The sequence below is a fragment of the Marinobacterium sp. NO-S09 genome (genome assembly GCF_059179545.1).
Genome location: NZ_CP168954.1, coordinates 1943006 through 1968868 on the forward strand (window position 1 = coordinate 1943006; position 25863 = coordinate 1968868).

Here is a 25863-nt window from a genome sequence, read left to right on the forward strand (position 1 = left end):
GCCGAAGGTGATCTGATAATGGATAAGAAACGATTGACCGCATTGATGCCGACGGCCGCGCTGGTGCTGGGTTCGGCAATCTCGACTGGTGCGTTGGCTCAGGGGCCGGCACTTAAAGAAGGGCAGGAGTACATGCTGGTGGCTAACTACCCCAACAGCATGCACGTGATCGATCTGCAAACGGATAGGCTCTACAAAAGCTGCGAATTGCCGGATGCCTTTGGGCCGGGCGTGACGCAGATGGCACCGGATGGCAAAACCGCCTATATCCTCAACAACCACTATGAGGATATCTACGGCGTTAATCTGGATAACTGTGAAGTGACCTTCCATGCCTCCATGTCACTGCAGAAGAATGAACGTACCAAGTCGATCTTCTCCTTTGCCATCAGTGCCGATGGTGAAGAGATCTATGCGGTGCAGAACCCGACCATGCTGTACCGCGACCACTACCGTGTGCAGCCGGCACGCTTGGCGGTCTATGACACCAGCGCGGGGCTGGATGCCAAACCGGTACGGACCTTTCCGTCGCCACGCCAGGTGACGGTGATGCAAACCGGTGATGACGGCACCCTTTACATGGCCGGTGCCGATATCTACAAGGTGGATGTGAACACCGGTGAGGTGGATGTGGCGATTCCCAGCCGCAACTGGGACCGCCCGCTGTATGCGCCGCCCGATGTGTTGAATGCCTGGCCGATCCAGTCGCCAACCAAGGACTTCACCATTCTGTACACCACCGCCAAATTCCAGGATGAAAGCTACGACCTGAATACGGCGGACTGGATCTACGGCTTCATGAACGTGAACCTGGAAACCGGTGAAACCGAAACCACCGATTTCGGCCCGATCACCGAGATTTACTTCTCAGGTATGCGTTCACCCAAGGACCCGAACCTCGTGTACGGGGTACTGAACCGTCTGGCCAAGTATGACATTGAGAAGAAGGAGCTGGTGGGCGCTGCCGAACTGGACCACTCCTACTACTGTATTGCCATGAACCATGACGGCACCAAGGTTTACCTGGGTGGTACTTTCAACGATGTGGCCATCTACGATGCCGACAGCATGGAAAAACTGGGCAATATCCAGTTGCCCGGTGGTGACATGGCGATATCAACGTCTCAGGTTTTCATGCGCTAACCCAGTCATTACTTATACGATCCCTCCCTGTCTGCACTCCTGAACCGACAGGCTTGCCCGGACCCTCGTGTCCGGGCTCTTTTTTACTGCAACCTCATTAAAAAGACGACTTATCTCGGCTGCTTGGCGGGCACCACAATAATCGGACGATGCATCAGGCTATTACCCCAGAATGGGTCGCAATCACAGGCAGCAGGGGGTTCTTTTGCTTCCGGCCAAAGGTGCACCGATTCCGTTTTCAGAACAGGAAAGTCATAGGGCTGTTCATCGATTTTGCCTGATTCGATACGGTCAAATTGCCCCAGCGCGGTGACTTTGCGGCCTGACTTGTAAATCACCGGATCTATAAAAGCCGAGGTCTCGATCCGAAAACGCCCGCCGCTGCTGTCACTTTTAACCGGGTAGCCGTTGCTGCTGAGGACAAACTGTACCACTTCCACCTGACTGCCGTTAGCCAGGTTACGCACTGCGACAATTTCACCACCCCAGCGCGCCTTTTGCTGTGATGCTGCTACCGTTTTGGCATCGGCGAATGGCAATAAGCTCAGGCCTTCAGATGAGGCCAGGTCATCGGGCAGGGATGCACAGCCGCCCAGAATGAGAGAAGTGGCTATCAGGCCGGCAATACGCATGACGTGTCCTCGCTGATCAGGTTCATAATGTTGTTCGACTCCAGTGGCTGCAGTGGGTTCAGCATGGCTTTCTTCCGGTGTCGACAGCTACTGGCGCAAATTTTGCTCTTCTCCCTCTATTTGCACCTGAGCGGGCATTGTCGTATATAAGGGAGAGCACCTATGATTCATGTCAACCCGGACAATAACAATAAAGAGGCCGGATGTATGGCTCCTCGTTTACGCCAGGATCTGATCAGCGATCCTGTGCTTTCCGCACGTGTTGCCCGTGAACGCTTGCATACCGATGGACAGGTCCCGCGCGGCTTCCTGCGTGACGAAATTGAAGCCTCCTGGCGTCGTAGTCTGGAAGCAGGGCTCGATAACGCCACCACTGACCCCGAGCAGATTGACGAAGTCAGTGATCTGCTGGCTTTCAAGGAACAACACCAGCAGTTGTTGCATACGGCTCTGCCCGAAATTGAACAGCTGACGCACCAGTTTGGTGACCAGGGGCTGATCATACTGGCCAATGCGGACGCCCGTATTCTGGCGTTGGAAGGCAGTGACCAGATTGTTACTCCGTCACGCCAGCTGGCGTTGCGTCAGGGGGTGTCCTGGAGTGAAGCCAACCGCGGCACCAATGCTGTCGGCACTGCTCTGATTGAGCGTCGGCCTGTATTGATCAATGAAGAAGAACATTTTCTCGATACGGTAGCGCATTTTTCCTGCACATCTGCCCCGATTATAGACGCCGATGGTCAGGTAACCGGTGTACTCGACCTGACGCGAGTGGGCCGCAATGATCAGCCCAAGGACAGTCTGGGCGTTATCCAGCTGGCGGCACGCAATATCGAATCCCGCCTGTTTACCAGCCAGTATCAGCATCGCATTGTGCTGGCATTTCATACCCGACACCAGTATCTGCGTTCCGCCTGGCAAGGCCTGGTGGCGTTGGATGAAGGCGGAGCTCTGCTGGCAATAAACGAACAGGGTTGCCAGTTGCTGGGGCGGGGGCGAGATCAACTGGTCGGACGCCAGCTGGAAGAGCTGGTGGGTGAGAAAATGGGCGTGTTGATGAATAACTGCATGCGACAACGGATCGCAGCGGTTCAGACACGTGCGGGCGAACTCTTCTGTGAGCTTCTTCAGTTCCCGGACCGGCTGGCTGCGTTGACGCCGGTCAGCCGTGATATCGAGCCCAGAGTCAAGCCGACACGGGACCAGGCCGTACTGGATTTTGCCGAGGGTGAGCCACGTTTGACCCGTGCCATGAAAATGGCGGTGAGGGCGCTGGACAATGATGTCCCCGTGCTGTTGAACGGTGAAACCGGCAGTGGCAAGGAGGTAGCCGCCAAGGCGTTGCATCAGGCGGGTAACCGGAGCGGCCAGCCATTTGTCGCGGTTAACTGCGCTGCCATTCCGGAAGGGCTTATCGAGTCCGAACTATTTGGTTATCGCGAGGGCGCTTTTACCGGTTCACGCAAGGGTGGCATGCAGGGGCGTTTCCAGCAGGCCAACGGTGGTGTGCTCTTCCTGGATGAGATCGGTGATATGCCGCTATCACTGCAAGCACGCCTGCTGCGCGTATTGCAGGAGCGCAAGGTGGCGCCTCTGGGGGGCGGCGAAGAGGTGGCACTGGATATTGCCCTGATCGGTGCAACCCATCGTGATCTCAAGCAGATGGTTGCCGAGGGCGAGTTCCGGGAAGACCTTTACTACCGGCTCAAGGGAGTGTGCGTCAAACTGCCGGCCCTGCGCGAACGCAACAGCTTTAACGCGCTATGCACGCGTCTACTACAGCAGTTGGGGCGTCCCGACATTGAAATTGAAGCCGAATTGTTAATACGTTTGGAAGCCTATCGTTGGCCCGGGAATGTTCGTCAGCTTGAGATGGTATTGAAAGTGGCACTAGCCTTCATGGAACCGGACGAGCGAGTACTGGATGAAAGCCACCTGTGTGATGATTTTCTCGATGAACTGGAGCAGGAGCCGGCTTCGACAGCCGGCACCCTTCAGGCCAGTGAAGAGGTGATGATCCGGCGTGCTCTGGAGCAGCATGAAGGTAATGTCACGGCTGCAGCCACAGCTTTGGGCATTAGTCGCGCCACACTTTACCGGAGGCTCAAAGCATTGGGGATGTGATGGTGTTACAAGCTGTTACAAAACACCACAAGTTCTCACAACAAACACGTATCTGGTTTACAGGCAGCCTCTAGTCTTAGTGCGTCTACAATAATATACATTTGACCTGATCGGCATGGATGATGCCGGTCCGGCACCCGAGGAATGACGCCAATGAAAAACCAGATCTTTCGTCGTACTTCCGGCTATTTGCTGACGGCAGCGGTTGCTGCCGCTTTGTCAGCACCGGCTTCCGCCTACAACCTTTACAGCGATAACGGTTCCGAGCTTAACCTGGATATCGAAGCAGTATTCGGTGTCTTCACTAGTGAAGAAAACTACAACCTGGGTGCCAAAAGCGAAGCCGGTGGTTCCGACTGGCGCGAAGGCTACATCAAGTACGGCCTGTCCGGCAGCCACGCCTACCAGTCCGGTGCCAGCGTTTACGGTGGCCTGAACCTGGTCAGCTCCGCCACCTGGGGCGACGGTGATGCCGGTGGTTTCACCTCCGGTGACGAATCTGAAACCGACCTGGAAGACGCCTACCTGGGCTGGCGTTCAGGCAGCCTGATCCCGGCGCTGGGTCAGGATGGTCTGGACATCTCTTTCGGTCGTCAGAACTTTTCCATTGGCGACGGTTTCCTGATCAACGGCGACGCACTTAACTTCGGTGATGCCATCGATAAACTGGCCGGCACCAACATGAACCGTGGTGGCGCCTACTGGCTGGCTGCCCGTAAGGCATTTGACCGTACCGCAATTGTTCGCGTTGGCGGTTCTGAAGGCTTGCGTGCTGACCTGTTCTGGCTGGAGTCTGACAACCGTGCCCAGGCTGAAACCGAGCTGGCCGGTATCAACGCCGAATACGTAACGCCGGAAGGCACCTTCGGTGCTGCCTTCATTGAAGGCCTGGATGTCAATGAAGACTACGGCTACACCAACCGTGACGGTCAGCAGACCCTGAGCCTGCGCTACCAGGGCAATGCAGGTGTTGAAAACCTGTTCCTGTCGGGTGAGTTCGTCACTCAGGACCAGGGCGACAACTCTGCACCGGATGCCGATGCCTGGTACATGGAAGCCGGCTGGACCTTCGCTGACGTGCCCTGGTCACCGAGTGTTAACTACCGTTACGCCTCCTTCGACGAAGGCTTCGACCCGCTGTTCTTCGGTTTCAACCGTGGCTACGGCACCTGGTTCCAGGGTGAAGTGGCGGCCAACTATGCCGGCCCGTTCAACTCCGGTACCGATGTACATCACGTGGGCGTAAAAGCCTCACCGACCGAAATGCTGAGCCTGGGCGCGCTGTTCTTTGACTTCAGCGACACCGCTGGCGGTGCCATGGACGGTCAGGAAATCGACCTGTACGCGGAATGGGTGGTCACCCCTAACCTGATCATCAGCCCGCTGGTTGGCTTCTATACTCCAGATAGCAGCAACGGCACTCAGATCGGTGGCGACGACACAAATGTCTACGGACAGGTCATCGCGATCGTTCCGTTCTGATCAAACCTGATGTAACCCAAGGCACCCTGTCCGAGTCGGGACGGGTGCTTTTCGCAACCTAAGGAATTTCTCATGCAGACGGTATCGACAATCTTTATCAATGGCCAGCCGGTTGAGGGCGGACGTGAGCCGTTCCCGGTGAACAACCCGGCTACCGGTGAAGCCTTTGCCCAGTGTCCGGCCGCTACGCCGGAGCAGGTGGACGAGGCCGTGGCTGCCGCACAGGCCGCTTTCAAAACCTTCCAGCACACGCCGGATGCCGAGCTCAAGGCGATGCTGCACCGTATCGCGGACCTGATCGATGCCAACGCTGACGAACTGGCCCGAGTGGTAACGTTGGAGCAGGGCAAGCCGCTGGCACTTGCACAGATGGAAGTTGGTGCCGCTGCAGGCTGGACCCGTTACACCGCCGACCTGGAAGTACCGGTCAAGGTCATCGAAGACAGCGAAACACGCCTGGCCGAGCTGCACCACAAGCCTCTGGGTGTTGTTGGCTCAATCACGCCGTGGAACTGGCCGCTGATGATTGCGGTATGGCACATCATGCCGGCGATCCGCACCGGTAACACCGTAGTATCCAAGCCGTCTTCCCTGACGCCGTTCAGCACCCTGAAGCTGGTCGAGTTGATCAACCAGGTCGTGCCGGCTGGCGTGATCAATATCGTTACAGGTGAAGGTGGCATCGGCCGTGCCATGACATCTCACCAGGACATCAACAAGATTGTCTTCACCGGCTCTACACCGACCGGTCAGGACATCATGCGCAAGTCCGCCGACAATCTGAAGCGCCTGACCCTGGAGCTGGGCGGCAACGATGCGTCTATCGTGCTGCCAGGTACCGATCTGGAAAAGGCTGCCCCGGGAATCTTCCAGACTGCCTTCCTGAACATGGGTCAGACCTGTGCTGCGCTCAAGCGTCTGTACGTTCACGAAGATCAGTACGACGAAATGTGCGCCAAGCTGGTTGAGCTGGCATCCGAGCAGGTAGTCGGTTCCGGTCTGGAAGAGGGTGTTACCTTCGGTCCGGTTCAGAACAAGGCCCAGCTGGATCTGGTTGCCGAGCTGGTTGACGACGCCCGTGCACAGGGCGGTCGTGTCCTCTGTGGCGGTGAAGTTCAGCCGGGTAACGGTTTCTTCTACCCGCCGACCATTGTTGCGGGCGTCAGCAATGGCGTGCGTCTGGTCGACGAAGAGCAGTTTGGTCCGGCTCTGCCGATCATCTCTTACAGCACGGTAGAAGAAGCGCTGGCTATGGCCAACGATAACGTCAACGGCTTGGGCGGTTCCGTCTGGGGCGATGACATTGAACAGGCGCGTGCAGTTGCGACACGCCTTGAATCAGGCACTGCCTGGATCAACAACCACGCTGAAGTCTTGCCCCACTGCCCCTTCGGTGGCAGCAAGATGTCCGGCGTGGGTATCGAGTTTGGCGAGGAAGGCTTGCTCGAGTACACCCAGCCACAGCTGTTGAGCATCAGCCGCGGCTAAGGCTTTTTCATCATCTCACTTCTGTGATTGTTGCTACGAAGTGCTTGCCGGGGTTTTATACCCCGGCTTTTTTAGTTTAGGCGCCTGCGTGCTTTAGGCCCTGCAGTCAGGAAACTGCCAACAAAACCAAGGGTTATTCCCCGTTGCTCAGAGTGCGCGTGAATTGCTCTGCATTGCTTAATTGACTTGCTTCAAACTCACCGGCAGCCAGCGAAAAGGGCGCCAACTGGTAGTAACCGACCCATGTATTGCGTGTTTCCTTTGCCTCGTAAAGTGCGCTATCGGCCAGTCGCATTAGATCACCCAATTCAAACGAGCTTTCCTGATGGGCAATAATTGATCCTATCGACACGGTAACCGCTGACTCCAGCCCCAATTCAGGACCCAGCTCTGACTGTATGGCACAGCGAAGGTTTTTGAGAACACTGTTTTGGAGGTCGCTATCCACCGGCGCCAACAGGCAAAACTCTTCTCCCCCGGTACGCCCAATGACGGCATTATCGGGTGAATGTGTGCGCAGGATCTCGGAGAAGGCCTGTAAAGCACGGTCGCCAAAATCATGCCCATAGGTATCATTAATATCTTTGAAATGGTCTATATCAAAAATTGCACAGAGCACTTGAGTGTTGTCTATGCCCTTTTCCCTGAAAGAGCGGTCGAGCCCTCTACGGTTTAACAAACCCGTTAATGGGTCGGAAAGGCTTTGAGTTCTATAAACTTCACGTTGCTCCTCCAAAAGACGCCGTTGATCTTCTACGAGGCGTTTGGTTTCTTGCATTAGTATTTCAAGTGTTTGCAGTGTGTCCTTTTGTCGCCAGTCTTTTCGAGCCATCATCTTTTTTATAATTTGTGGTCCTGCCAGTGATAATAGCTGGTTACGTATTTTGGCCAATGGCATAAATAGGGTTTTTTCCATACCTATTGCTATCAGCGCCAGCAGGAGTAGAACTGTCAGTACGATACTGATCCCGAGCGAAAGTAGTCCATTTTGGACAAGCTGTTTGAACTTCCTGGTATCACTCACTTCCATAAGAAGGTAGTAGCCAGGTGCATTCAACGTCTTTAAGGGCAGGTTTACAACGGCTTGCTGGTCGGACTTGAGTAGAACAGACGGCTGCGAATCGGAGACTAATGGAGGCTTAATACTGATAGATGCTCCGAATTTTTTACTTAAAGTGTGGAGCCACTCCTCGTCGATTGCTTGCATGAAAATCACATGGCCTCGGGAGGGTAAGTTGCCACTTGAGCCCTTTATTTGTGCAACGCTGGTTAGAAAAATATCATCCTCAATAATAACCAGGCCTGCCTGGTTATCATCGGGGATTTTTTTAATCAACTGCTCAACCTGATCAGCGGAAATGCCTGATTTATTATTGGTCAATATGTTCAGATTACCGCTGGGTTTTGATTTTATGGCCAGTAGGTGGATATTGTATTCATCAAGCCATATGGGTTGAAAATTGGTTTTTATATAATCGGGGTTACCTGTCGAAGTGTATTCATAAGTATCATCCCAATAGCCCCAGTCCTTCGCGAGGCTCTGCAGCATGTTGAGCCTTTGCTCTACAAGTTCATCAGCTCGTTGGACATCAAGCAGCAGGTCACGGCGTTCAAGATTTTCAACGAGAGTTGATAACCGTGTCCCAACGAGGAGTACAGCCAGCAGCAGGGCCGCGAGCACCGCAAACGACAGGACAGCGTACGTTTTCCACCTTATTAACATCCACACAGGCCCTTTGGTTATGAGCTTTAGGGGGCTGTACTGAATTTAATAGTAGCAATTGATATGTGGTTTTAACCCTGATGTCTCTGATGTTGACAGGGTTTGGCACACGTCAGGTCTACTGTTTCAGTTTATTACTGATTCAGGTCAATTTTGTACCCTCGGCAAGTGTGTCGACATCGAGTGGTTTAGCAGCGTGCGGTTCATCATTCAGCTCTTATTATTGATGCACGGTGCCCCGCGACCAGGAGCGCCAGGCGGCCAGCAGGCAGTAGCCGCAGCAGATCCAGAACGCCAGCTCCAGCAGGTTCATCAAGGCCGGAAACTGGTCGGCGGTCAACTGTGCCTTGCCGATAAACATGTTGAACAGGAACACCACTACCGCCATGCCCAGCATGTTGCCAAGCGTGCGCGAGATGTTGAGCAGGGAAGAAGCGATGCTCAGGCGCTCGGTCGGCACCACACTCAAGGCGCCATTATTGTTGGGCGAAGAGAACAGCCCGAAGCCGGTACCCATGACCAGCAGTGCCAACATCACTTGGCCAAGGCCACTGTCCTGATCCAGCAGCGCCAGAATCATGAAGCCGGCACCGAACAGGATGCAACCCAAAGTTGCCGGTATGCGCGGTTCCATCTTGTCGGACAGTCGGCCTGCCACCGGAGCCAGCAGTGCCATCATCATCGCCTGCAGCAGCATCAGCTGCCCCGCCTCGGCTGGAGACAGTTCACGGATATATTGCAGGTAAAGGCTGAGCAGAAACTGCAGCGGATAGTTGGCGGCATACATCAGGAAACTGGCTTGAATGGAGCGGAAGAACACCAGGTTCTTAACCATGCGGCGCAGTCGGATCAGCGGGTAGGGTGAGTGCTCCTGTTGGTAGATGAACAGGCCCAGCAACACCAGCCCTATGACGCCCAGCAGCCCGCCTTTCCAGTCCGGCAGCTCCGAGAGGCCAACAAAAAAGAGACTGGAGGCAGCGATAAACAGCAGGCTGCCAATCCAGTCCAGCCGCTCATCCTTCTGACGCTCGGTTTCGCGAACGTTGATCCATACCAGCAGGGCACAGACGATAGCCAGCGGCAGCGGCGCCAGAAACACCGCGTGCCAGTCCCACCACTCCGTGAGCCAGCCACCAATGGGCGGGCCACAGGTCAGGCCCAGGTACACCGAAGTAGAGGTCAGCCCCAGTGCCATGCCTCGTCCATGTTCGGCAAACACCTGGGATACGATTGCCATGCCGGTACCAAAAATCATGGCGCCGGCGATGCCTTGTAGTAAACGCATCAACAGCAGCCAGCCAATATGCTCCACCATGGCAATCGCCAGCGAACTGAGCGTGAATAGCAGCAGGCCGGACAGAAACACCTTCTTGCGCCCGATCATATCAGCGATTCGACCTGCCGGAAGCTGCAAGGCAATTGCGCCCAGCAGGTTCATGGTCGGAATCCAGCTCACCAGCACGGCATCCGCGTTCAGGTCTTCGGCAATGGCCGGCAGGGCAACGTTCACGGCTGACATGCTCATGGGCATGAGGAAGGTGGCGACGCAGATACTCAACAGGGTGAGCCAGCGTACTGAGGGAGAAGCATAGGGGTTTTCAGCTGCTGCAGTCATGAGGGCTCGATAAAAGAGAATGAGAATTACATTCTAGCGAGACTGGGCAGAAAGGACAGGGGAGGGTTCCCGGAATGAAACGAATTGCTCGAAAAATGAAGTCGTGAATGTGCCTGATAACGTCGTAAATTGAACATTCTGCCACAGGTCTTTACGCCATTATTGCAACCGTTGAACAACAACCTGAGCTTCGAATAAGAGTACAAAAACAATGATCGAACAAAAAGTTGCATTCAAAAGTGATGGCCTGACCCTGGATGGCGCTTTCTTCACCGACGAACAGAATTCCAACCCGAGCCTGCCGATTGTCATCGTCTGCTCCGGTTTCACCGGCCAGAAAAACATCCACCCTGAGCGTTATGCGCGTGCCCTGACGCCCAAGGGGTTCACCGTCTTTGGTTTTGACTACCGAGGTTTTGGCGAGTCCCAGGGCGAACGTGAGCGTGTCATTCTGGAAGAGCAGGTACGCGATATTGCCAGTGCCGTAGCCATTGTTCGCCAGCGTGCCGACGAAGAAGGCCGTAAGGTCGTTTTGGCAGGCTGGGGGATGGCCGGCGGCCTTATCATTGATGCTTTCCGTATCTGTGAAGATCAGGTTGATGGCCTGATTGCCATGAACGGTTTCTTCGATGCAGTGCGCGTGCAGAAAGCACTGCGTGGTGAACATGGCTGGAAAGAGTTCAAGCAGTTCATGGCCAAGGAACGCACCCGCCTGGCAAATGGCGGCGCCCCTGAGGGTATCGATCCCTTCGATATCTATCCGCTGGATCCGGTCAGCCGTGAATATGTGTTCACCGAGCTGGTTAAGGCACCGGGCTATGGTGTGACCTCGACACTGGATTTCGCTGACTCCCTGATCAGCTTCAAGCCGGAAGCGCACCTGGATGAGCGTTTCTCCAACATTCCGATGCTGATCGCACATGGGGCCGAGAACGACCTGCACCCGGTAACCGAGCCCAAGGCGCTGTACGCAGCCTACCCGGGCCCGAAAGAGCTGTTCCTGCTCGCCGGTGGTGGTCACACCGAGTGGATGCTGGATGACAACCCGCTCTTCATCGAGTTCTCCAGCCACATTGCCCAGTGGATTCAGGCCAACGTTTAACCGGTTCTGAGTTCTCCTTTTACCGATGCCGGCCTGCACTACCGGCATCGGTTTTTCGTTCAAGGCTCTGTGATGAGAGGTGTTAAATGAGCGAATCTATTCCTGTTTGTGACGCTGCCGATCCCTTTCCCCGTGCGCCAGCTTTCACAATTCCGCCGGGTGCCTGTGACACCCATGCCCACGTCTTCGGCACTGAGCGCCTTTATCCCTACACTCCCAATCGTACCTATACACCGCCTGATGCGCCGGCAGGTGCCTATCGCCATCTGCATGAACGCCTGGGCATTGCCCGCGGTGTGCTGGTGCAGCCCAGTGTCTATGGCACGGATAACCGGCTGCAGATGGATGCTTTGGCCTATCTGCGTGGCCAGGGGCTCGAATACAAGGGCGTGGCTGTGGTGGATGCGGATGTCAGTGAAACCGAGCTTGACCAACTTGAAGCCGGTGGTCACTGTGGCGTACGCATGAATCTGCTGTTCAAGGGCGGCATTAAGTGGTGTGATGTAGAGGTGTTGGCCCAGCGCCTGGCTGCCCGCAACTGGCACCTGCAGTTTCTGATCGATGTGTCTGAGTTTGAAAACCTGGAAAGCCGTATTCGTGCTTTGCCGGTGCCCGTTGTCGTCGACCATATGGGTCATATGGATTGCCGCAAGGGGCTGGAGCATCTAGGCTTTCAGGCATTGCTAAACCTGCTGAGAGACGAGCATGTCTGGGTGAAGCTATCAGGCGCGTACCGGATTACTGCCGAACAGCAACCTCCCTATGCGGACGTGGATCCCTTTGCCCAGGCGTTGGTGGAAGCCAACCCCAACCGCTGTGTCTGGGGCTCGGACTGGCCGCATCCGCATTTCTCGATTCCCATGCCCAATGATGGCGACTTGCTGGATTTGCTGGCCCGTTGGGTGCCGGACGAGGCGGTGCGTAATCGTATTCTGGTTGATAATCCCGCCGCCCTGTACGGCTTTTAAGACTGCCGGACAAGATTGATACTATCGAAAAAACCGGCCGTGGCCGGTTTTTTGATGTCAGTGTGTGAGTTACTCAAACAGCAAGGCGGCCAGAGAGATGTTTGAGTAATGCCTCAACGTCTAAGCGGTCCATCCCCCAGCCTGCAAGGCAGGCTTCAGAAACATGCCGTTGATTCACTGTAGTCATCAAGCCCTCCGTTAGCAGGTCGAACTTGGCCAACAACTCTCCAGTGCTCAGCGGGTTCTCAGGATTGCCTCGGGCGATACAGGGCTCTGAGGTCCACTGGCGGCCATCCTTCATAATAAGGTGGGCATGGGCCCAGCGTTCGGCCGGGAAGCGAGCGTTGTAGGCTTCGGTTTCATGCATCTGAACCCGCTGGCTTAGTTGTCGTCGCAGAGGGTGCTGCAACCCCTGCAGTGTTTCAGCCACGGCTTCAGGTAGCACGGCATCATCGATCAGGGCAGAGGCGACCGAGAAGGGCAGGCTGTATTGGGCTTCTTCGGTGGTCTCGGGCAGCACTTTGTGCAGCCGGGTGGCTTCATGGAAGCTGTAAATATGGATCGCTTTGATCTGTTCAGGCGCAAAACCCGGATGCTGGCGCAGTGTGCGCACGGCTTCCACGGCGGGCTGGGCCCAGCGGCACACCGGATAGGCCTTGAAGTATTGCTCGAGGATGTACCAGCGCTGTCCCAGGTCTTGCCAGATATCGGCGACTTCCGGGCCTTGCAGTGTAATGGCAGGGGCTCCGGTAAAGCCTGACTCGGCCAAGAGTGCGGCGCTGACACCGGCGAGTGCACCCCAGCCGGAGCCATCTTTCACCATGGTGGGGTGATCAATACACCGCATCATCTGGCTGCGAGGGCCATAGAACTCGGCGGTCCCAAGCGCTTCAGCCGTTTGTTCAGGGCTGAGTTTGCGCAGGCGTGACAGCATGGAGGTAACACCGATGCCGTTCCAGGCGCCGGAAGTGTGATAGTCACTTGCGGTGCGGTGCAGAGCAATTCCGGCACGGGTGGCGACTTCATAGCCGATAACCAGGGCCGTTAGAAAGTCCTTGCCGTCAAGCGGGTGCTCGTGGGCCTGTGCCAGCAGCGCCGGCAGGATGGCGACACCGACATGGCCCTTGGTGAGTACCTGGCCGTCATGGGCATCCAGGCTGTCGATCAGCATGGCGCCAAACAGTGCGCTGCCACAGAGGCTGGCGGTCTGGTCACTGAACAGGAGGGGTATATCGCCCGGATACTGTGTTGTCACAAAGCCCCGCATAATGCTGCTCAGGCGTGTCCGGTGACCGGCAGCAGCGACGCCTAGCAGATCCAGCAGGCAGCGTTGGGCCTGGTCAATTACGCTGTCGGGGAGGTCTTCGGGTGTGAGGTCATGGATAAAGCTGTTAAGGGAGTGCACGGCTTGGGCCTTTTTTGTGCAGTAAGGTGGGCGGGTGCCCACCTCAAACGTTGTTGTTTTTATGATTGGTTGAGCAGTCGTTGAATCAGTGGAGTATTGGCATCGCGCATGGCCGGGTGGTCGAAGCGTGCAGCAGCGATGCTGTTTAGATCCAGCTCGGCGCTGATCAGGCATTCACGGTCTTCCGCCTGCGCCAGTACCTCACCTCGGGGCCCCAGGATACGGCTGCCGCCCCAGAACCAGGCGTCGCCCTCGGCGCCATAGCGGTTAGCCATGAGTACAGGTACGCCGTATAGCATGGCGTAGAAGCTGACGTTGGTCTGCCAGTTGTTTTCGTTGGAGAACTCATCGCTGACAATGGCTGAAGCTGAATTGACGGGGGCCAGCAATAGTTCGGGACGACGAAGCATGGCGCAATGGACCAGCGCCGGGTTCCAGAGGTCAGCACAGATGAGCGTGCTGGCAGTCCAGTTCGGTTTGCATTCCACCTGAACCAGCTCTTCACCCGAGTGGAACCACTTGCCTTCTTCCAGGCCGCCATAGGTGGGCAGATTGATCTTGCGGTAGACGGCAGCGATTTCACCCTGCTTGAGGTAGGCGACGGCGTTATAGTATTCGCCGGGACTGGCCTGCTCCACAAAGCCCACTACAACGGTCATATTCGGCGCGATACGGGCCAGTGACTTCAAACGCTCGTCATCGGCACGCATGGCGGCCTCGGGTGTGCGCCGGCCCAGTTGATAGCCGGTTAATGACAGTTCCGGAAACAGCAGGAGTTCAATGGATTCAGATTGCGCAGTGCGAATCCAGTCGGCGTGGGCGCTGAGGTTGGATTCCAAGGCAAGCAGTTCGGAGTTGAGCTGTACGACCCCAACCAGAAGCGGAAAAGAATTCATTTTATGGCTCCAGAAAAGGGCCGGCAGCGCCGGCCCGGCTGGCGGTTTTAGAGCAGGCCCTTGGCGGTCAGGAATTCTGCTGCAACATCTTCGATGGACATGCGGTCCACATCCACCTTGGCGTTCAATGCCGACATGGTGTCGTTGTCCAGCTGTGCTGACAGGTTGTTCAGCTGCTCGCTCAGGTTCGGGTTGGCCTTCAGCACCTCATCACGCACCACAGGGGTGATGGCGTAGTTGGGGAAGAAGCCCTTGTCGTCTTCAAGCACACGGAAGTTGAAGGCCGGAATGCGGCCATCAGTGGCAAATACCAGTGCAATGTCAACCTGGCCTTCTTTCAGGGCCACGTACGTCAGGCCTGAGTCCATGCGTTTGATATCACTGCGCGGAATTTCGAAATCATAGGCTTTTTTCAGCTCCTTGTAGCCATCCTTGCGGGAGTACCATTCAGCATTAGTGGCAAGCGTCAGCTCCTGGTCGTCATTGAGCGCCTTGGCCAGATCACTTAGCGTATTGATGCCCTTGGCGTCAGCATCTTCATTGCGCATGGCCAGCGCATAGGTGTTGTTGGCGCTGGACGGGTTCAGCCAGGTCAGCCCTTTCTTGGCATCCAGTTCACGTACCTTCTCATAGACCTTCTGCGGATCAGCAATCTGCTCCTTCACCTTGTTGTATACCAGCAGTGAGGTGCCGGTGTACTCCCAGTACAGATCGATCTGAGCATTTTCCTGCGCCTTGCGCAGGACTGCGCTGCCCATGCCGGCACGACGCTCAATGTCGTAGCCCTGTTTATCCAGATACTGGGCGGTCATTTCAGTCAGCAGTTGCTGTTCGGTGAAGTTTTTGCCACCGATGACCAGCGGTTCTGCCTGAATGGCCGTCGCCAGTGTTGCTGCCATCAGAGTGGTACCCAGTTGTTTGAACAGTTTGCGCATTGTCTATTTCCTCGTTTTTATATTTATCCCGCTCTGAGGCCGATCAGGCACGCAGGGGGTTAACGCCTTTGGGCACAATCATGAAAGCCAGGATAGCGATAGCGATGTCGACCAGAATTGCCAGAATCGCAGTCGGAATCGCCCCCGCCAGCATCATGAAGGGTTCATCAAGATCGATACCGGTAAAAATCAGCTCGCCCAGGCCGCCGCCGCCAATCAGGAAGGCGAGCGGCACGGTGCCTACGTTGATCGCCAGTGCGGTACGGATACCGGCAAAGATGACGAACAGGGCGTTGGGCAGCTCGACGCGGATCAACATCTGCATGGGAGTCATGCCGATACCGGATGCGGCTTCTTTCAAATGGTCCGGCACTTCCAGCAAACCGGTATAAGTGTTTCGGACAATCGGCAGCAGGGAAGCGATACAGAGGCCGAACACGGCAGGCAGCATGCCGATACCGAGCAGGCTCATGGAGAGGGCCAGAATCGCCAGGGTCGGGATGGTGGTGCCGATATTCAGCGTCTGCATGGCTGTTTCCGCCATTTTGGCAAAGCGTGGCCGGCTCAAAACTGTGCCAAGGGGCACGCCAATGAGGATTGCGAGGCTGCCGGAGATCAGTACCAGCTCAATGTGCTGACCGACCAGGTAGACCACATCTTCACGGTAGCTGAACAGCTCTTCCAGAATGCCAGCCTGCTCGGCCAGTGAGCCCAGTGCAAACATCAGCACCAGTGCAAGGCCGTAGGCGAAGCGGGTGAATGCGGGTTTCTTCATGACATCCCCCTCAGGCGCTGATCTGTTGCAGAGTCTGCGCCAGGCCTGCCGGTGCATCACGGTGGTAGGTTGCGCCAAGATAGTGAGTGATACCTCGTTGGGTAACCTGTCCGACCAGAACGCCGTGCTCATCGGTGCAGGGTAGCCAGGTGGTGTCATGGTTGAACATCAATGACGCGACCTTGCGTAGATCATCTTCGGGACGGGTGTCCGCCTTGAGGCCGAAGTAGTGCTCACTGCAGAGGCCATTGGTGGTTTGTGCCACACTGCGCGATACATAGCCGATCGGCTGGTTGCGCTCGTTGACCATCAGGATGGCGTGACTATAGCCCTGCTGCTCGATCCGCTCCAGGGCAACCTTAAGGCTGTCACCGGGGCTGACCGTGGTAACCGGTTCCATCACCTGGCTGACCTGGACCAGACGCAGACGTTTCAGGGCGCGGTCATCACCGACAAAGCTCTCAACAAAGTCATCGACCGGGTGGGCCAGCAGATCGTCCGGCGTATCGTACTGAACCAGACGGCCACCGCGGAAAATGGCGATGCGATCAGCCATCTTCACTGCTTCATCGATGTCATGGCTGACAAACATGATGGTCTTGCGAAGTTCCTGCTGCATTTTCAGGAACTCATCCTGGATTACCTCGCGGTTGATCGGGTCGATGGCGCCAAAAGGCTCATCCATCAGCATCACGGGCGGATCGGCTGCCAGCGCACGGGCGACACCGATACGCTGCTGCTGGCCACCGGACAGCTCCCGCGGGTAACGCTTGAGGAAGATGGATGGGTCCAGTGCCACCAGCTCCAGCAGCTCCTTGGCGCGTGCCTTGTAGCGGTTGGCGTCCCAGCCCAGCAGTTTGGGTACGATGGCGATGTTTTCTTCGATGGTCATGTTGGGGAACAGGCCGATCTGCTGGATTACATAGCCGATGTTGCGACGCAGCTCCACTGTGTTCATGCCGGTGGTGTCTTCACCGTTGATGAAGATCTTGCCGGAGGTGGAGGGGATGATCCGGTTGATCATCTTCAGCGTGGTGGTTTTGCCACAGCCGGACGGTCCCAGCAGTACACAGATTTCACCCTCGGGCACTTCCATATTGATATGGTCGGCTGCAGTCACCGGGCCATTGGGTGTTTCGAAGATTTTGGTCAGATTGTCGATTCTTATCATTGTCTTGTCCCGTTAAGCGGCGCTGAAGAGAGTTAGGCTGAAATACCCTTGGGCGTCAGGCGTTTTTGAATCCAGAGCAGGGCGTAGTCTGCAATCACGGCCAGGATGCTGACGGCGATGGCACCGGCTACCAGCTGGCGCGGATCGCTCTGGGTAATGCCTCGGCTGATCAGTACACCCAGTCCACCGGCCCCGATGTAGGCGGCGATGGCCATCACGCCAATGTTCATCACCACAGCGGTGCGAACACCGGCCATGATCACCGGAATGGCCAACGGTATTTCCACCATGCGCAGGCGTTGTACAGGGTTCATACCGATACCCCGTGCCGCTTCACGCAGCGCCGGGTTGACGTTATTGATCGCGGTGTATGTGTTGCGGATGATCGGCAGCTGGGAGTAGAGCAGTACCGCAATCACCGCCGGCAAATAGCCGATGCCGTGGCCAATGGTGGACAGCAGCGGAATCATGATGCCGAACAGGGCGATGGAGGGGATGGTGATAATGATAGAGGCGAGGTAAAGCACCACACGTGCGACTCGCTCATTCTGGGTAATGGCGATACCGATGGGCACACCCGTGATGGTAGCGAGGCCCACGGCGACGGCCACCAGAGAGATGTGCTCGATCGTCAGCTTCACAATCAGATCGAGGTTACCGGTAAGAAAGTCGAGAATTTCCAACGTCTTTCCTCTTGCTTGTAGTCATTATTGTTATCTTTTCTCAGCCTGTGTCTGCTGGAGAATGATGTTCACATTAATAGAGAGCCATGAGGCATTAGGATAGATTTGCGACATTTTAGGGCCTGTTTGCGACTTCGAAATGGAATACATATATTCCATGGATTGTCTGGGGGTATTCATATGTATGGTTGAGTATAAGACGTCCTGCAAATGCAGAGCTTTACAGTCGAGTATCTGGAATTAAATGGCGCGCGATTTTAGCAGGTGTGGCAGAAATACCCAGCTATCTACAGTCAATCCTGGTGGCACTTGGGCTGTGGTTGAATTGCTGCTTGTACGCACGTGCAAAATGAGATGTATTGCTGAACCCGCAGGCAACGGCAACCTTCGTAATCGAAAGTGTTGACTGCTTGATCAGGAAGTAGGCGCGCTCCAGTCTAAGTTCAAGATAGTGTTGATTGGGGCTTTTGCCCAAATGAGTATTAAACAGACGTGCCAGTTGCCTGGAGGATAAGCCTATCCGGCTACAAATTTCATGGTTGGCTAACGGGTTTTCTATATTGGCCAGCATGAGGTCTATAGCTTTGCTCAAGCGAGGATCCAGGGACTGCTGCTTTTTGGTCAGGTGTTGTCGTTGTTTATCGTGTGCCGGTCGCATTACGGGATGAATACATTGTTCTGCAACGAGTGTGGCCAAATTTTCACCGTGGTTCATGGCGATCAGGTGAAGCATCATGTCCAGTCCTGCAAGTCCGCCAGAGCAGGTATGGATATTACTGTCAATTTCATAGAGCCCGCCTGTTACTTCAAGGTCCGGGTATAGCTCTGCCAGTATGTCGCAACTTTCCCAGTGAATGGTGCACGTGTTGTGCTTTAGAATGCCGGCTTCGGCTAATATCAGGCTACCGGTGGATAGTGCGCACAGGTTGATTCCCTTGCCGATCAGGCGCTTCAGCCACGAAAATAGTTCGGGACTTCCTGCGTTATGAGCGCCAATGCCTGCAACGATAACCAGTGTATGCAGTTCGTTGATGTCATCTGTTTGCCGGGTGGGTTCAAAAGGTAAACCGTTGCTGGCGAGTACACTGGTATTGCCTTGGGTATAAATAGGCCAGCGGAATAACTCTTGGCCACACAAGCGGTTAGCAATACGTAGGGGTTCCAGTGCGGAGCCGAAGCACATCATTGAAAACCCTGGGATGAGTAAAAAGCCAAAGTTATGGGTCTTCGGTTGCACTATGATTATTGCCTGTAGCAGGACTGGAGCCAGAAATGGCCTTTGGTAGGCTCGTATCCTGCTGCAAATAAATCAGCAGGTCAAAAACTGTTTTCAAAGCACGAGCCCCGAAGTTTGATCACTCAGGAGCCCGCGATTGGGCATGTTATGAGGACATGTCGATCACTGTTACGCCCACGCCGTTAAAGGAAGCGATATTGTCCATGATGCGATTGATATCTTCCAGCTTGGCGTGCTCCTTAACAAGCAGGCCGGGGTTCAGTTTACCCGTCTCTACAAGTTTGAGCAGGCCACTGAAACTGCTAATTGGCATGCCATGGCTGCCCAGAAATTCGATCTCATAAGACATCATCTGGTCAACCGGCAGGCTGATCTGTCCGCGTTCCTGTTCGGATGTGATACCTACCTGAACATGACGGCCATGTTTACGAAGTCCGTTGATCGAATTTTGGCAAGTCACGGCAATACCGAGTGCGTCCATCGAAAGGTGGGCGCCGCCATCGGTGATGTGCCTGATCGCTTCAACAGGATCTTCTCGGCTTGAGTTGATGGTATGCGTCGCTCCCAATTCTTTACAAAGCCTGAGCTTGTCATCGTCAATATCAACCGCAATGACCAGGCCTCCTGCGGCATTGGCAATCTGAACGGCTGATAACCCTACGCCACCGCAGCCATGGATGCTCACCCATTCACCTGGTTTGAGCCTGCCTACTTCGACAATGCCGTGAAAGGCAGTGATGTAGCGGCAGCCCATGGCGGCGGCCGAAAAGTCGTCGATGTTGTGGGGCAGTTTGACCATGTTGATGTTGGCCTGGTGAACGGCAACGTATTCACCAAATCCGCCAGAGGCATTGAAGCCGGGTTGATAGGGTGCATCACAGCTGTGATGGCGCCCCTCAATGCACCAGTCGCAGTCACCACAACCGCCACACATGGTAACAACCACGCGATCCCCGGGTTTGAACCGGGTGACCCGGCTCCCCACCTGCTCGACCACGCCGCTCAGCTCATGCCCAAGTACCATGGGGGTATCGACATCGTAAAGTCCGTGCCAGATGTGGTGGTCGGTACGGCATACCCCGCATGCGCTGACTTTAATCAGAGCGCCTTCCGCGTCGAAGTCAGGACGAGGAATATCCTGAATACTAAAAGGCTCGTTGAAGCCTGTCATAACCGCTGCTTTCATGATCGTTTCCTTACAGCAGGTGATCGAGTTTAATGGCGATGTTTTTGGTCTGCAGGTAGTTGTACAATGCTTCCTGACCCTTATCCCGGCCCATGCCGGACATTTTCATACCGCCAAACGGGGTCTCGATGCCGCCGGCATACCATTCATTTACGAACACCTGTCCAGCTTCCAAATGGCGGCTGTACCAGGCAACGCGTTCGAGGTTTTTTGTGAACACGCCAGCCACAAGTCCGTAGTCGGTGCCGTTGGCAATTTGCACCGCTTCTTCATGGCTGTCATAAGGCATCACGCAGAGTACGGGGCCGAAAAACTCTTCCTGTGCGATAGATGACTGTGGCGGAACGTCAGAGAATACGGTGGGTGCTATAAAATACCCAGCACGGTTCAGCGCCTCACCGCCGCATTCAAGAGTGGCACCTTCTGCCACGCCCTTTGCACAGAGATCTAAAATTGATGTTTGTTGCTGGGCGGATATGACAGGTGTGATATCCGCGTTATCCAGGCCGTTGCCAATGCTGAGTTGATCAATTTTCTGCTGGATCAGCTCAACAATCCGGGCTTGCATCTGGCGGGGCACGATCAGGCGGGACAGGGCAGAACAAACCTGACCGGCATTGTAAAAGGTGCCCCAATAGACATTTTCCACGACCTTTTCCAGATCAGCGTCGTCGCAGACAATGGCAGCCGATTTGCCGCCCAGTTCCATCACGCTTGGTATGACGCGGGGTGCGATGGCCGCCTGGATGCGCTGGCCGACCGGGACTGAGCCGGTGAAGACCACCTGTTGCGTGTCAGGGTGGCAGGTCATGGCTTCACCAGCCACTGAGCCGCGACCGCACAGAATACTGACGCTACCCTCTGGCACCCCGGCGTTTTCACAGGCGAGACCCAGGAGCAGGGTGGCAATGGGATCCAGTTCGGGAACCTTGACTACCGCGGTGTTGCCGGCCGCCAAAGCCGGTGCCAGAGAGCGTGCCGCCAGTGACAGAGGAAAGTTCCAGGGGACGATATGGGCTGTCACGCCGTAGGGAACATGCACGGTGTAGTCGATGTAGTCCTTGCCCAGCGGGATGCTGCGTCCCTCAATTTTGTCAGCCATACCGGCGTAGTAGTGGAAATAGCGTACCGCTTCATCAAACTCGCCCTCGGCGTCCACCAGTCGCTTGCCGCTTTCCAGCGTAAGCAGTCTGGCGCCTTCGGGTTTGAGCTGTTCCAGCAGGTCGGCGATGCGGCGCAGCATGGCACTGCGCTCATGGGGCGGCATCTCGAACAGGATGCGGCTTTCATGAACCCTGCGCGCAGCCGCAATGGCCTGATTGACGTCGTCAGTCGACGCCATGCTGACCCTGGCGATGACTTCTCCGTTGGCCGGGTTGATCACCTCGGTGGCCTGTTCGGACAGAACCCATTGTCCGGCGATAAAATTCTTGTAGGTGCCGGTGTGCTGATCGAAAGATGCGTATGTATTCATCCTGATACCTTAATTCTCTTAGCGGTGAGAGGTATTGGGGTGGGGCATAATGGCGGCAAGGCCATTATGCGGGTAAGGGGAACGGCTGTTTTACAGCAGCCCTTGCTGTTGCAGGAAGCCTCGGGCGGCGTCTTCAATTGATACGCGCTCGACATCCACTTGGCCGTTCAGTCGGGCCATGACCTGATCATCAATTCTGGCTGCCAGTTCGTTTAGCCAGCCGCTGAGTTCAGGGTGCTTTTCGAGCGTATCCTGGCGTATCACGGGTGCCATTTCGTAGGCCGGGAAGTAGTCACGGTCATCACGGATAACCACAAAGTCAAACGCAGGGATGCGTCCGTCGGTCGCAAACACCAGACCGATATCGACATCACCGTTCTTGAGTGCCTGGTAGATAATGCCGGCATCCATACGCACGATTTCGTTACGCTTGAGGCTGAAGCCATACTCTTTCAACAGGGGCCGCAAGCCATCAGGACGGGCATAAAATTCGGTATCGGAAGCCAGTGTAAGTTTGTTACCGGCCTTGATATGGGCGGCGAGGTCGCTGATGGTTGCAATACCCAAGGCTTCTGCACGGGAGCGCTGCATGGCAAGCGCGTAGGTGCTGTTGGCTTTAGTCGCGTGCAACCAGACCAGACCCTGCTCAGCATCCATTTGCTTGACCTTGGCGTATACGTCATCGGCCGGCATTTTGTCTTTGACCTTGTTGTAAGTAACCAGAGAGGTCCCCGTATATTCCCAATAGACATCAACTTGGCCGTTGATTTGTGCTTTGCGAAGCAGGGCGCTTCCCATGCCGTCCTTTTTCGCGACATCAAGACCTTTGTACGTCAGGTATTGCTCGGTCATGGAGGCCATGATCAGTTGTTCGGTGAATCCTTTACCGCCAACGACGATGTCGGATGCCCAGGCGGTGCTGGCTGAAAGTCCAATAACTGCAATGCCCAGAACACGTTTTGCCATATTCAACATGACATTCTCCTGTTGTTGTTTTTATGTGTAGATGTGGATTCGACCACTGATAAAGACAGCTCTAGTAGACTGGAGAATGCTCTTGGATTATGTTCTAAACCGGACAAAAAATGTTCTTTATCAGACATATTGTCGACGGCATCATTAGCCGTGGCCGCATCTGTGATGCGCGGACGTGCTGGTCACGAAGGTGAGAAAATGCTTTAGCTATGGCGACGCTCTTCCCGTGGCGAGCGTTGATACTTCTTCCGGTAGCAGCGCGAGAAGTAGGACGTTGAGCTGAAGCCGCAGGCGGTGGCGATCTGCAGGATGGTCAGGCTGCTTTGCTGCAGCAGGTGGCGGGCCCGTTCCAGACGCAGTTCCATATAGTATTGCGCCGGCGACATGGACAGGTTTTGGTGAAACAGCCGCTCCAGCTGACGGGTGGAGATACCCACCAGCTGACCGATCTCTTCACAGGTGAGCACCTCTTCCAGGTTTTCACGCATCAACTCCAGCGCCTGCACCAGGCGGGGGTGGTTGGCGTGATAGCGCAGCTGGAACTTCATGCGCTGCTTGTCGTGAGCGGGGCGTATATGCGGATGGATACACTGCTCGGCCACATCATTGGCCAGGGCTTCACCGTGCTGCAGAGCGATGATCTGCAGAATCATGTCCAGCCCGGCCAGGCCGCCGGAGCAGGTCGAGATGCGGCCATCAATTTCGTACAACTCGCCGGATACGTTCAGGCCCGGAAACTCTTCCTGCATGCTTTCACGGTTTTCCCAGTGAATCGTGCAGGTATGGCCCTTGAGCAGACCGGCTCGTGCCAACAGCAGGCTGCCGGTTGAGGTGCCGCCCAGTGCGACTTTATTGCGTGACAGCTGGCGCAGCCATTTGAACACAGGCTTCTCATCGACCAGGTGGGCATTGATGCCGGCCACCACAAACAGGCGGTTCAGATCGCTGACATCGTTCATTGAACGACTGGGACTGATGGGAATTCCGTTACTGCAGGTGACGGGCTCATCGTGCAGACCATAAAAGTGCCAGCGGTACAGTGGTTTGCCGCTGAGGCGGTTGGCCATGCGCAAGGGGTCGACCACCGCGGCGAAGGAGATCATGGAAAATTCGGGGATCAGGAAAAATCCCACATGCTCGGTCTGGCAACTTGTATCCGTGGCCATGCTTGGACTCCGGCACATTCAGGTCGTAAACCTGATCAGAATAATCGGCAGTATCAGCGGGGGCGTCGGGACAGGTCAGCAGAGATCAGTGGCAGGCCCCGTTGGCGGCGCCAATAATGGACGAGCCGTTATCTGCATTCAAGCAGATTTGAAGCCAAGGGTGCAAAGGAAATGGGCGGGTGCTGAGTGAAGGGGGAAGGCCGGGCGACGAGACGCCGCCCGGCGCAGGTATTACAGCAGGTTGTACAGGAAGACTACAGCGATGCCCGCCGGAGTCAGGTAGCGCAGTACAAACATGAACGCGCTGTACATGCCGCCTTTGAGACCGATCTCATCGTCCAGGCCCTGACGCTTCATGGCCCAGCCGGCGAACAGTGCAATCGCCAGACCGCCCAGCGGCATCATCAGATTGGATACCAGGAAGTCGAGCAGGTCGAACACGGTTTTGCCTTCAAAGAAAGCAATGCCGCCCAGCGGGTGGAAGTCAGCCCAGGCATTGAAGGACAGCACGGTGCCAATACCGACCAGCCAGATGGCCAGACCACCGGCCAGTGCGCTCTTGGCACGGCTGACACCTTTGTGTTCTTCCAGCCACTCAACCACCGGCTCCAGCATGGAGATGGCAGAGGTAATGGCTGCGACGAGCAGCAGGGCGAAGAACAGGGTGCCGAAAATCAAACCACCGGTCATTTGGCCGAAGGCCAGCGGCAGGGTTACGAAGATCAGACCAGGGCCTGCGCCCGGTTCCAGACCGTTGGCAAAGACCAGCGGGAAGATGGCCAGGCCGGCCAGCAGGGCAACACCGGTATCCATCACTGCGATAGCCATGGCGGTACGGGCAATGTTGACCTTCTGCGGCAGGTAGGAACCGTAGGCCATCATTACACCGATACCGATACTCAGTGTGAAGGCTGCGTGACCCAGCGCGGTCAGCACACCCTCGGTGGTGAGCTTGCTGAAGTCAGGCGAGAACATGAAGCTGACGGCTTCGCCGAAATGGCCGGTAGTCATGGCGTAACCAACCATGATGAACAGCAGCACAAACAGCAGCGGCATCAGGGTGTTGATCGCTTTTTCCATGCCGGAGCGGATACCGCGACCGACGATAAGAATAACGATCGCCATGAATACACTGTGCCACAGCAGCAGGTCGCCGGTGCTGGCCAGCATGCCACCAAAGGCGCCGCCGATAGCATCGGCATCAGCACCGATAAACATGCCGGAAGCTGCCTTGCCCACGTAGGAAAGGGCCCAGCCGCCAATCACGGAATAGAAGGAAAGTACCAGGAAGGAAGCGATGATGCCGTTCCAGCCGATCAGGCGCCAGCCCTTGCGGGTGCCTTCGGTTTGGGTCAGTGAGTGCATGCTGGCCACGGGGCTCTGGCCACCGCGACGGCCGATCATGACCTCGGCGATCAGAACGGGAATACCCACAATGGCGATACAGGCGAGGTAGACGAGCACGAATGCGCCGCCGCCGTTTTCGCCGGTGATATACGGAAACTTCCAGATGTTGCCCAGGCCTACGGCAGAACCCACTGCCGCGAGAATAAAGGCCATGCGTGAAGACCAGAGGTTTCCAGCCTGCTGGTGTGCTTTTGTTGTGGTCTGACTCATTTTAAGAGTTCTCCGGTATCGTTATTGTTATCGGACAGTGCCGGCACTGTACTGAAAGGCCCCTGT

The 25863-nt window shown here is 55.8% G+C and carries 21 protein-coding genes; 6 read left to right on the top strand and 15 right to left on the bottom strand.

What is annotated here, in order from left to right; translation table 11 throughout:
- Positions 1-18 precede the first annotated feature (18 nt).
- Positions 19-1143 carry a quinohemoprotein amine dehydrogenase subunit beta gene (gene peaD, locus O3C79_RS09030; protein ID WP_494385674.1) on the top strand — a complete coding sequence of 375 codons (1125 nt, stop codon included), beginning with the start codon at positions 19-21 and terminating at the stop codon, positions 1141-1143.
- A gap of 110 nt (positions 1144-1253) precedes the next feature.
- Here the strand turns inward: peaD and O3C79_RS09035 are convergent, their stop codons facing one another.
- The gene (locus O3C79_RS09035) at positions 1254-1775 is read right to left on the bottom strand and encodes a Slp family lipoprotein (RefSeq protein ID WP_494385675.1); all 522 of its coding nucleotides are present in this window, start codon (positions 1773-1775) and stop codon (positions 1254-1256) included.
- A gap of 207 nt (positions 1776-1982) precedes the next feature.
- On the opposite strand from O3C79_RS09035, the gene O3C79_RS09040 reads away from it, so the two are divergent.
- The 3 genes from O3C79_RS09040 (at position 1983) to O3C79_RS09050 (ending at position 6869) form a co-directional block, all read left to right on the top strand.
- A complete protein-coding gene (locus O3C79_RS09040) occupies positions 1983-3899 on the top strand; it encodes a sigma-54-dependent Fis family transcriptional regulator (protein WP_494385676.1) in 1917 nt (638 codons plus the stop codon).
- A 153-nt stretch (positions 3900-4052) separates the two neighbouring features.
- Positions 4053-5381, top strand: a complete 1329-nt coding sequence (locus O3C79_RS09045; RefSeq protein ID WP_494385677.1) for an alginate export family protein — start codon at positions 4053-4055, stop codon at positions 5379-5381.
- A 72-nt stretch (positions 5382-5453) separates the two neighbouring features.
- Complete coding sequence (locus O3C79_RS09050; protein ID WP_494385678.1) at positions 5454-6869, top strand: aldehyde dehydrogenase family protein; 1416 nt, start codon at positions 5454-5456, stop codon at positions 6867-6869.
- 133 nt (positions 6870-7002) lie between these two features.
- Here the strand turns inward: O3C79_RS09050 and O3C79_RS09055 are convergent, their stop codons facing one another.
- Positions 7003-8550, bottom strand: coding sequence for a diguanylate cyclase (locus O3C79_RS09055; RefSeq protein WP_494385679.1), 1548 nt, complete (start codon positions 8548-8550; stop codon positions 7003-7005).
- Positions 8551-8812: 262 nt separating this feature from the next.
- Positions 8813-10207 (bottom strand): MFS transporter, encoded by a 1395-nt coding sequence (locus tag O3C79_RS09060; RefSeq protein WP_494385680.1) that lies wholly within the window; start codon positions 10205-10207, stop codon positions 8813-8815.
- Positions 10208-10418: 211 nt separating this feature from the next.
- On the opposite strand from O3C79_RS09060, the gene O3C79_RS09065 reads away from it, so the two are divergent.
- Positions 10419-11309, top strand: coding sequence for an alpha/beta hydrolase (locus O3C79_RS09065; RefSeq protein WP_417534549.1), 891 nt, complete (start codon positions 10419-10421; stop codon positions 11307-11309).
- 86 nt (positions 11310-11395) lie between these two features.
- Positions 11396-12277, top strand: a complete 882-nt coding sequence (locus tag O3C79_RS09070; protein ID WP_494385681.1) for an amidohydrolase family protein — start codon at positions 11396-11398, stop codon at positions 12275-12277.
- Between the two features lie 73 nt (positions 12278-12350).
- Here the strand turns inward: O3C79_RS09070 and O3C79_RS09075 are convergent, their stop codons facing one another.
- The 12 genes from O3C79_RS09075 to O3C79_RS09130 all read right to left on the bottom strand — a co-directional run bounded on the left by O3C79_RS09075 (position 12351) and on the right by O3C79_RS09130 (position 25797).
- The gene (locus O3C79_RS09075; RefSeq protein WP_494385682.1) at positions 12351-13682 is read right to left on the bottom strand and encodes an MmgE/PrpD family protein; all 1332 of its coding nucleotides are present in this window, start codon (positions 13680-13682) and stop codon (positions 12351-12353) included.
- Positions 13683-13741: 59 nt separating this feature from the next.
- Complete coding sequence (locus O3C79_RS09080) at positions 13742-14578, bottom strand: nitrilase-related carbon-nitrogen hydrolase (protein ID WP_494385683.1); 837 nt, start codon at positions 14576-14578, stop codon at positions 13742-13744.
- 47 nt (positions 14579-14625) lie between these two features.
- Entirely contained in the window at positions 14626-15513 is an 888-nt protein-coding gene (locus O3C79_RS09085) for a glycine betaine ABC transporter substrate-binding protein (RefSeq protein WP_494385684.1), read from the bottom strand.
- Positions 15514-15556: 43 nt separating this feature from the next.
- Positions 15557-16288: an ABC transporter permease gene (locus tag O3C79_RS09090; protein ID WP_076461929.1), complete on the bottom strand. Its 732-nt coding sequence runs from the start codon at positions 16286-16288 to the stop codon at positions 15557-15559.
- Positions 16289-16298: 10 nt separating this feature from the next.
- Positions 16299-17459, bottom strand: coding sequence for an ABC transporter ATP-binding protein (locus tag O3C79_RS09095; RefSeq protein ID WP_494385685.1), 1161 nt, complete (start codon positions 17457-17459; stop codon positions 16299-16301).
- Positions 17460-17491: 32 nt separating this feature from the next.
- Positions 17492-18142 (bottom strand): ABC transporter permease, encoded by a 651-nt coding sequence (locus O3C79_RS09100; RefSeq protein ID WP_494385686.1) that lies wholly within the window; start codon positions 18140-18142, stop codon positions 17492-17494.
- Positions 18143-18425: 283 nt separating this feature from the next.
- Complete coding sequence (locus O3C79_RS09105; RefSeq protein ID WP_494385687.1) at positions 18426-19379, bottom strand: GlxA family transcriptional regulator; 954 nt, start codon at positions 19377-19379, stop codon at positions 18426-18428.
- Between the two features lie 145 nt (positions 19380-19524).
- On the bottom strand, positions 19525-20565 hold the full coding sequence (locus O3C79_RS09110) for an alcohol dehydrogenase catalytic domain-containing protein (protein WP_494385688.1): 1041 nt from the start codon (positions 20563-20565) through the stop codon (positions 19525-19527).
- 10 nt (positions 20566-20575) lie between these two features.
- Positions 20576-22039 carry an aldehyde dehydrogenase family protein gene (locus tag O3C79_RS09115; protein WP_494385689.1) on the bottom strand — a complete coding sequence of 488 codons (1464 nt, stop codon included), beginning with the start codon at positions 22037-22039 and terminating at the stop codon, positions 20576-20578.
- Between the two features lie 90 nt (positions 22040-22129).
- Positions 22130-23014, bottom strand: coding sequence for a glycine betaine ABC transporter substrate-binding protein (locus O3C79_RS09120; RefSeq protein WP_494385690.1), 885 nt, complete (start codon positions 23012-23014; stop codon positions 22130-22132).
- A gap of 203 nt (positions 23015-23217) precedes the next feature.
- Positions 23218-24180, bottom strand: a complete 963-nt coding sequence (locus tag O3C79_RS09125; RefSeq protein WP_494385691.1) for a GlxA family transcriptional regulator — start codon at positions 24178-24180, stop codon at positions 23218-23220.
- 231 nt (positions 24181-24411) lie between these two features.
- Positions 24412-25797 carry a sodium-dependent transporter gene (locus O3C79_RS09130; RefSeq protein WP_494385692.1) on the bottom strand — a complete coding sequence of 462 codons (1386 nt, stop codon included), beginning with the start codon at positions 25795-25797 and terminating at the stop codon, positions 24412-24414.
- Positions 25798-25863 lie beyond the last annotated feature (66 nt).

What these genes read in the sequence shown, in the direction of transcription:
- peaD (WP_494385674.1), top strand. Translation starts at nt 19, where the DNA reads ATGGATAAGAAACGATTGACCGCATTGATGCCGACGGCCGCGCTGGTG.
- O3C79_RS09035 (WP_494385675.1), bottom strand. Translation starts at nt 1,775, where the DNA reads ATGCGTATTGCCGGCCTGATAGCCACTTCTCTCATTCTGGGCGGCTGT.
- O3C79_RS09040 (WP_494385676.1), top strand. Translation starts at nt 1,983, where the DNA reads ATGGCTCCTCGTTTACGCCAGGATCTGATCAGCGATCCTGTGCTTTCC.
- O3C79_RS09045 (WP_494385677.1), top strand. Translation starts at nt 4,053, where the DNA reads ATGAAAAACCAGATCTTTCGTCGTACTTCCGGCTATTTGCTGACGGCA.
- O3C79_RS09050 (WP_494385678.1), top strand. Translation starts at nt 5,454, where the DNA reads ATGCAGACGGTATCGACAATCTTTATCAATGGCCAGCCGGTTGAGGGC.
- O3C79_RS09060 (WP_494385680.1), bottom strand. Translation starts at nt 10,207, where the DNA reads ATGACTGCAGCAGCTGAAAACCCCTATGCTTCTCCCTCAGTACGCTGG.
- O3C79_RS09065 (WP_417534549.1), top strand. Translation starts at nt 10,419, where the DNA reads ATGATCGAACAAAAAGTTGCATTCAAAAGTGATGGCCTGACCCTGGAT.
- O3C79_RS09070 (WP_494385681.1), top strand. Translation starts at nt 11,396, where the DNA reads ATGAGCGAATCTATTCCTGTTTGTGACGCTGCCGATCCCTTTCCCCGT.
- O3C79_RS09080 (WP_494385683.1), bottom strand. Translation starts at nt 14,578, where the DNA reads ATGAATTCTTTTCCGCTTCTGGTTGGGGTCGTACAGCTCAACTCCGAA.
- O3C79_RS09085 (WP_494385684.1), bottom strand. Translation starts at nt 15,513, where the DNA reads ATGCGCAAACTGTTCAAACAACTGGGTACCACTCTGATGGCAGCAACA.
- O3C79_RS09090 (WP_076461929.1), bottom strand. Translation starts at nt 16,288, where the DNA reads ATGAAGAAACCCGCATTCACCCGCTTCGCCTACGGCCTTGCACTGGTG.
- O3C79_RS09095 (WP_494385685.1), bottom strand. Translation starts at nt 17,459, where the DNA reads ATGATAAGAATCGACAATCTGACCAAAATCTTCGAAACACCCAATGGC.
- O3C79_RS09110 (WP_494385688.1), bottom strand. Translation starts at nt 20,565, where the DNA reads ATGAAAGCAGCGGTTATGACAGGCTTCAACGAGCCTTTTAGTATTCAG.
- O3C79_RS09115 (WP_494385689.1), bottom strand. Translation starts at nt 22,039, where the DNA reads ATGAATACATACGCATCTTTCGATCAGCACACCGGCACCTACAAGAAT.
- O3C79_RS09120 (WP_494385690.1), bottom strand. Translation starts at nt 23,014, where the DNA reads ATGTTGAATATGGCAAAACGTGTTCTGGGCATTGCAGTTATTGGACTT.
- O3C79_RS09125 (WP_494385691.1), bottom strand. Translation starts at nt 24,180, where the DNA reads ATGGCCACGGATACAAGTTGCCAGACCGAGCATGTGGGATTTTTCCTG.
- O3C79_RS09130 (WP_494385692.1), bottom strand. Translation starts at nt 25,797, where the DNA reads ATGAGTCAGACCACAACAAAAGCACACCAGCAGGCTGGAAACCTCTGG.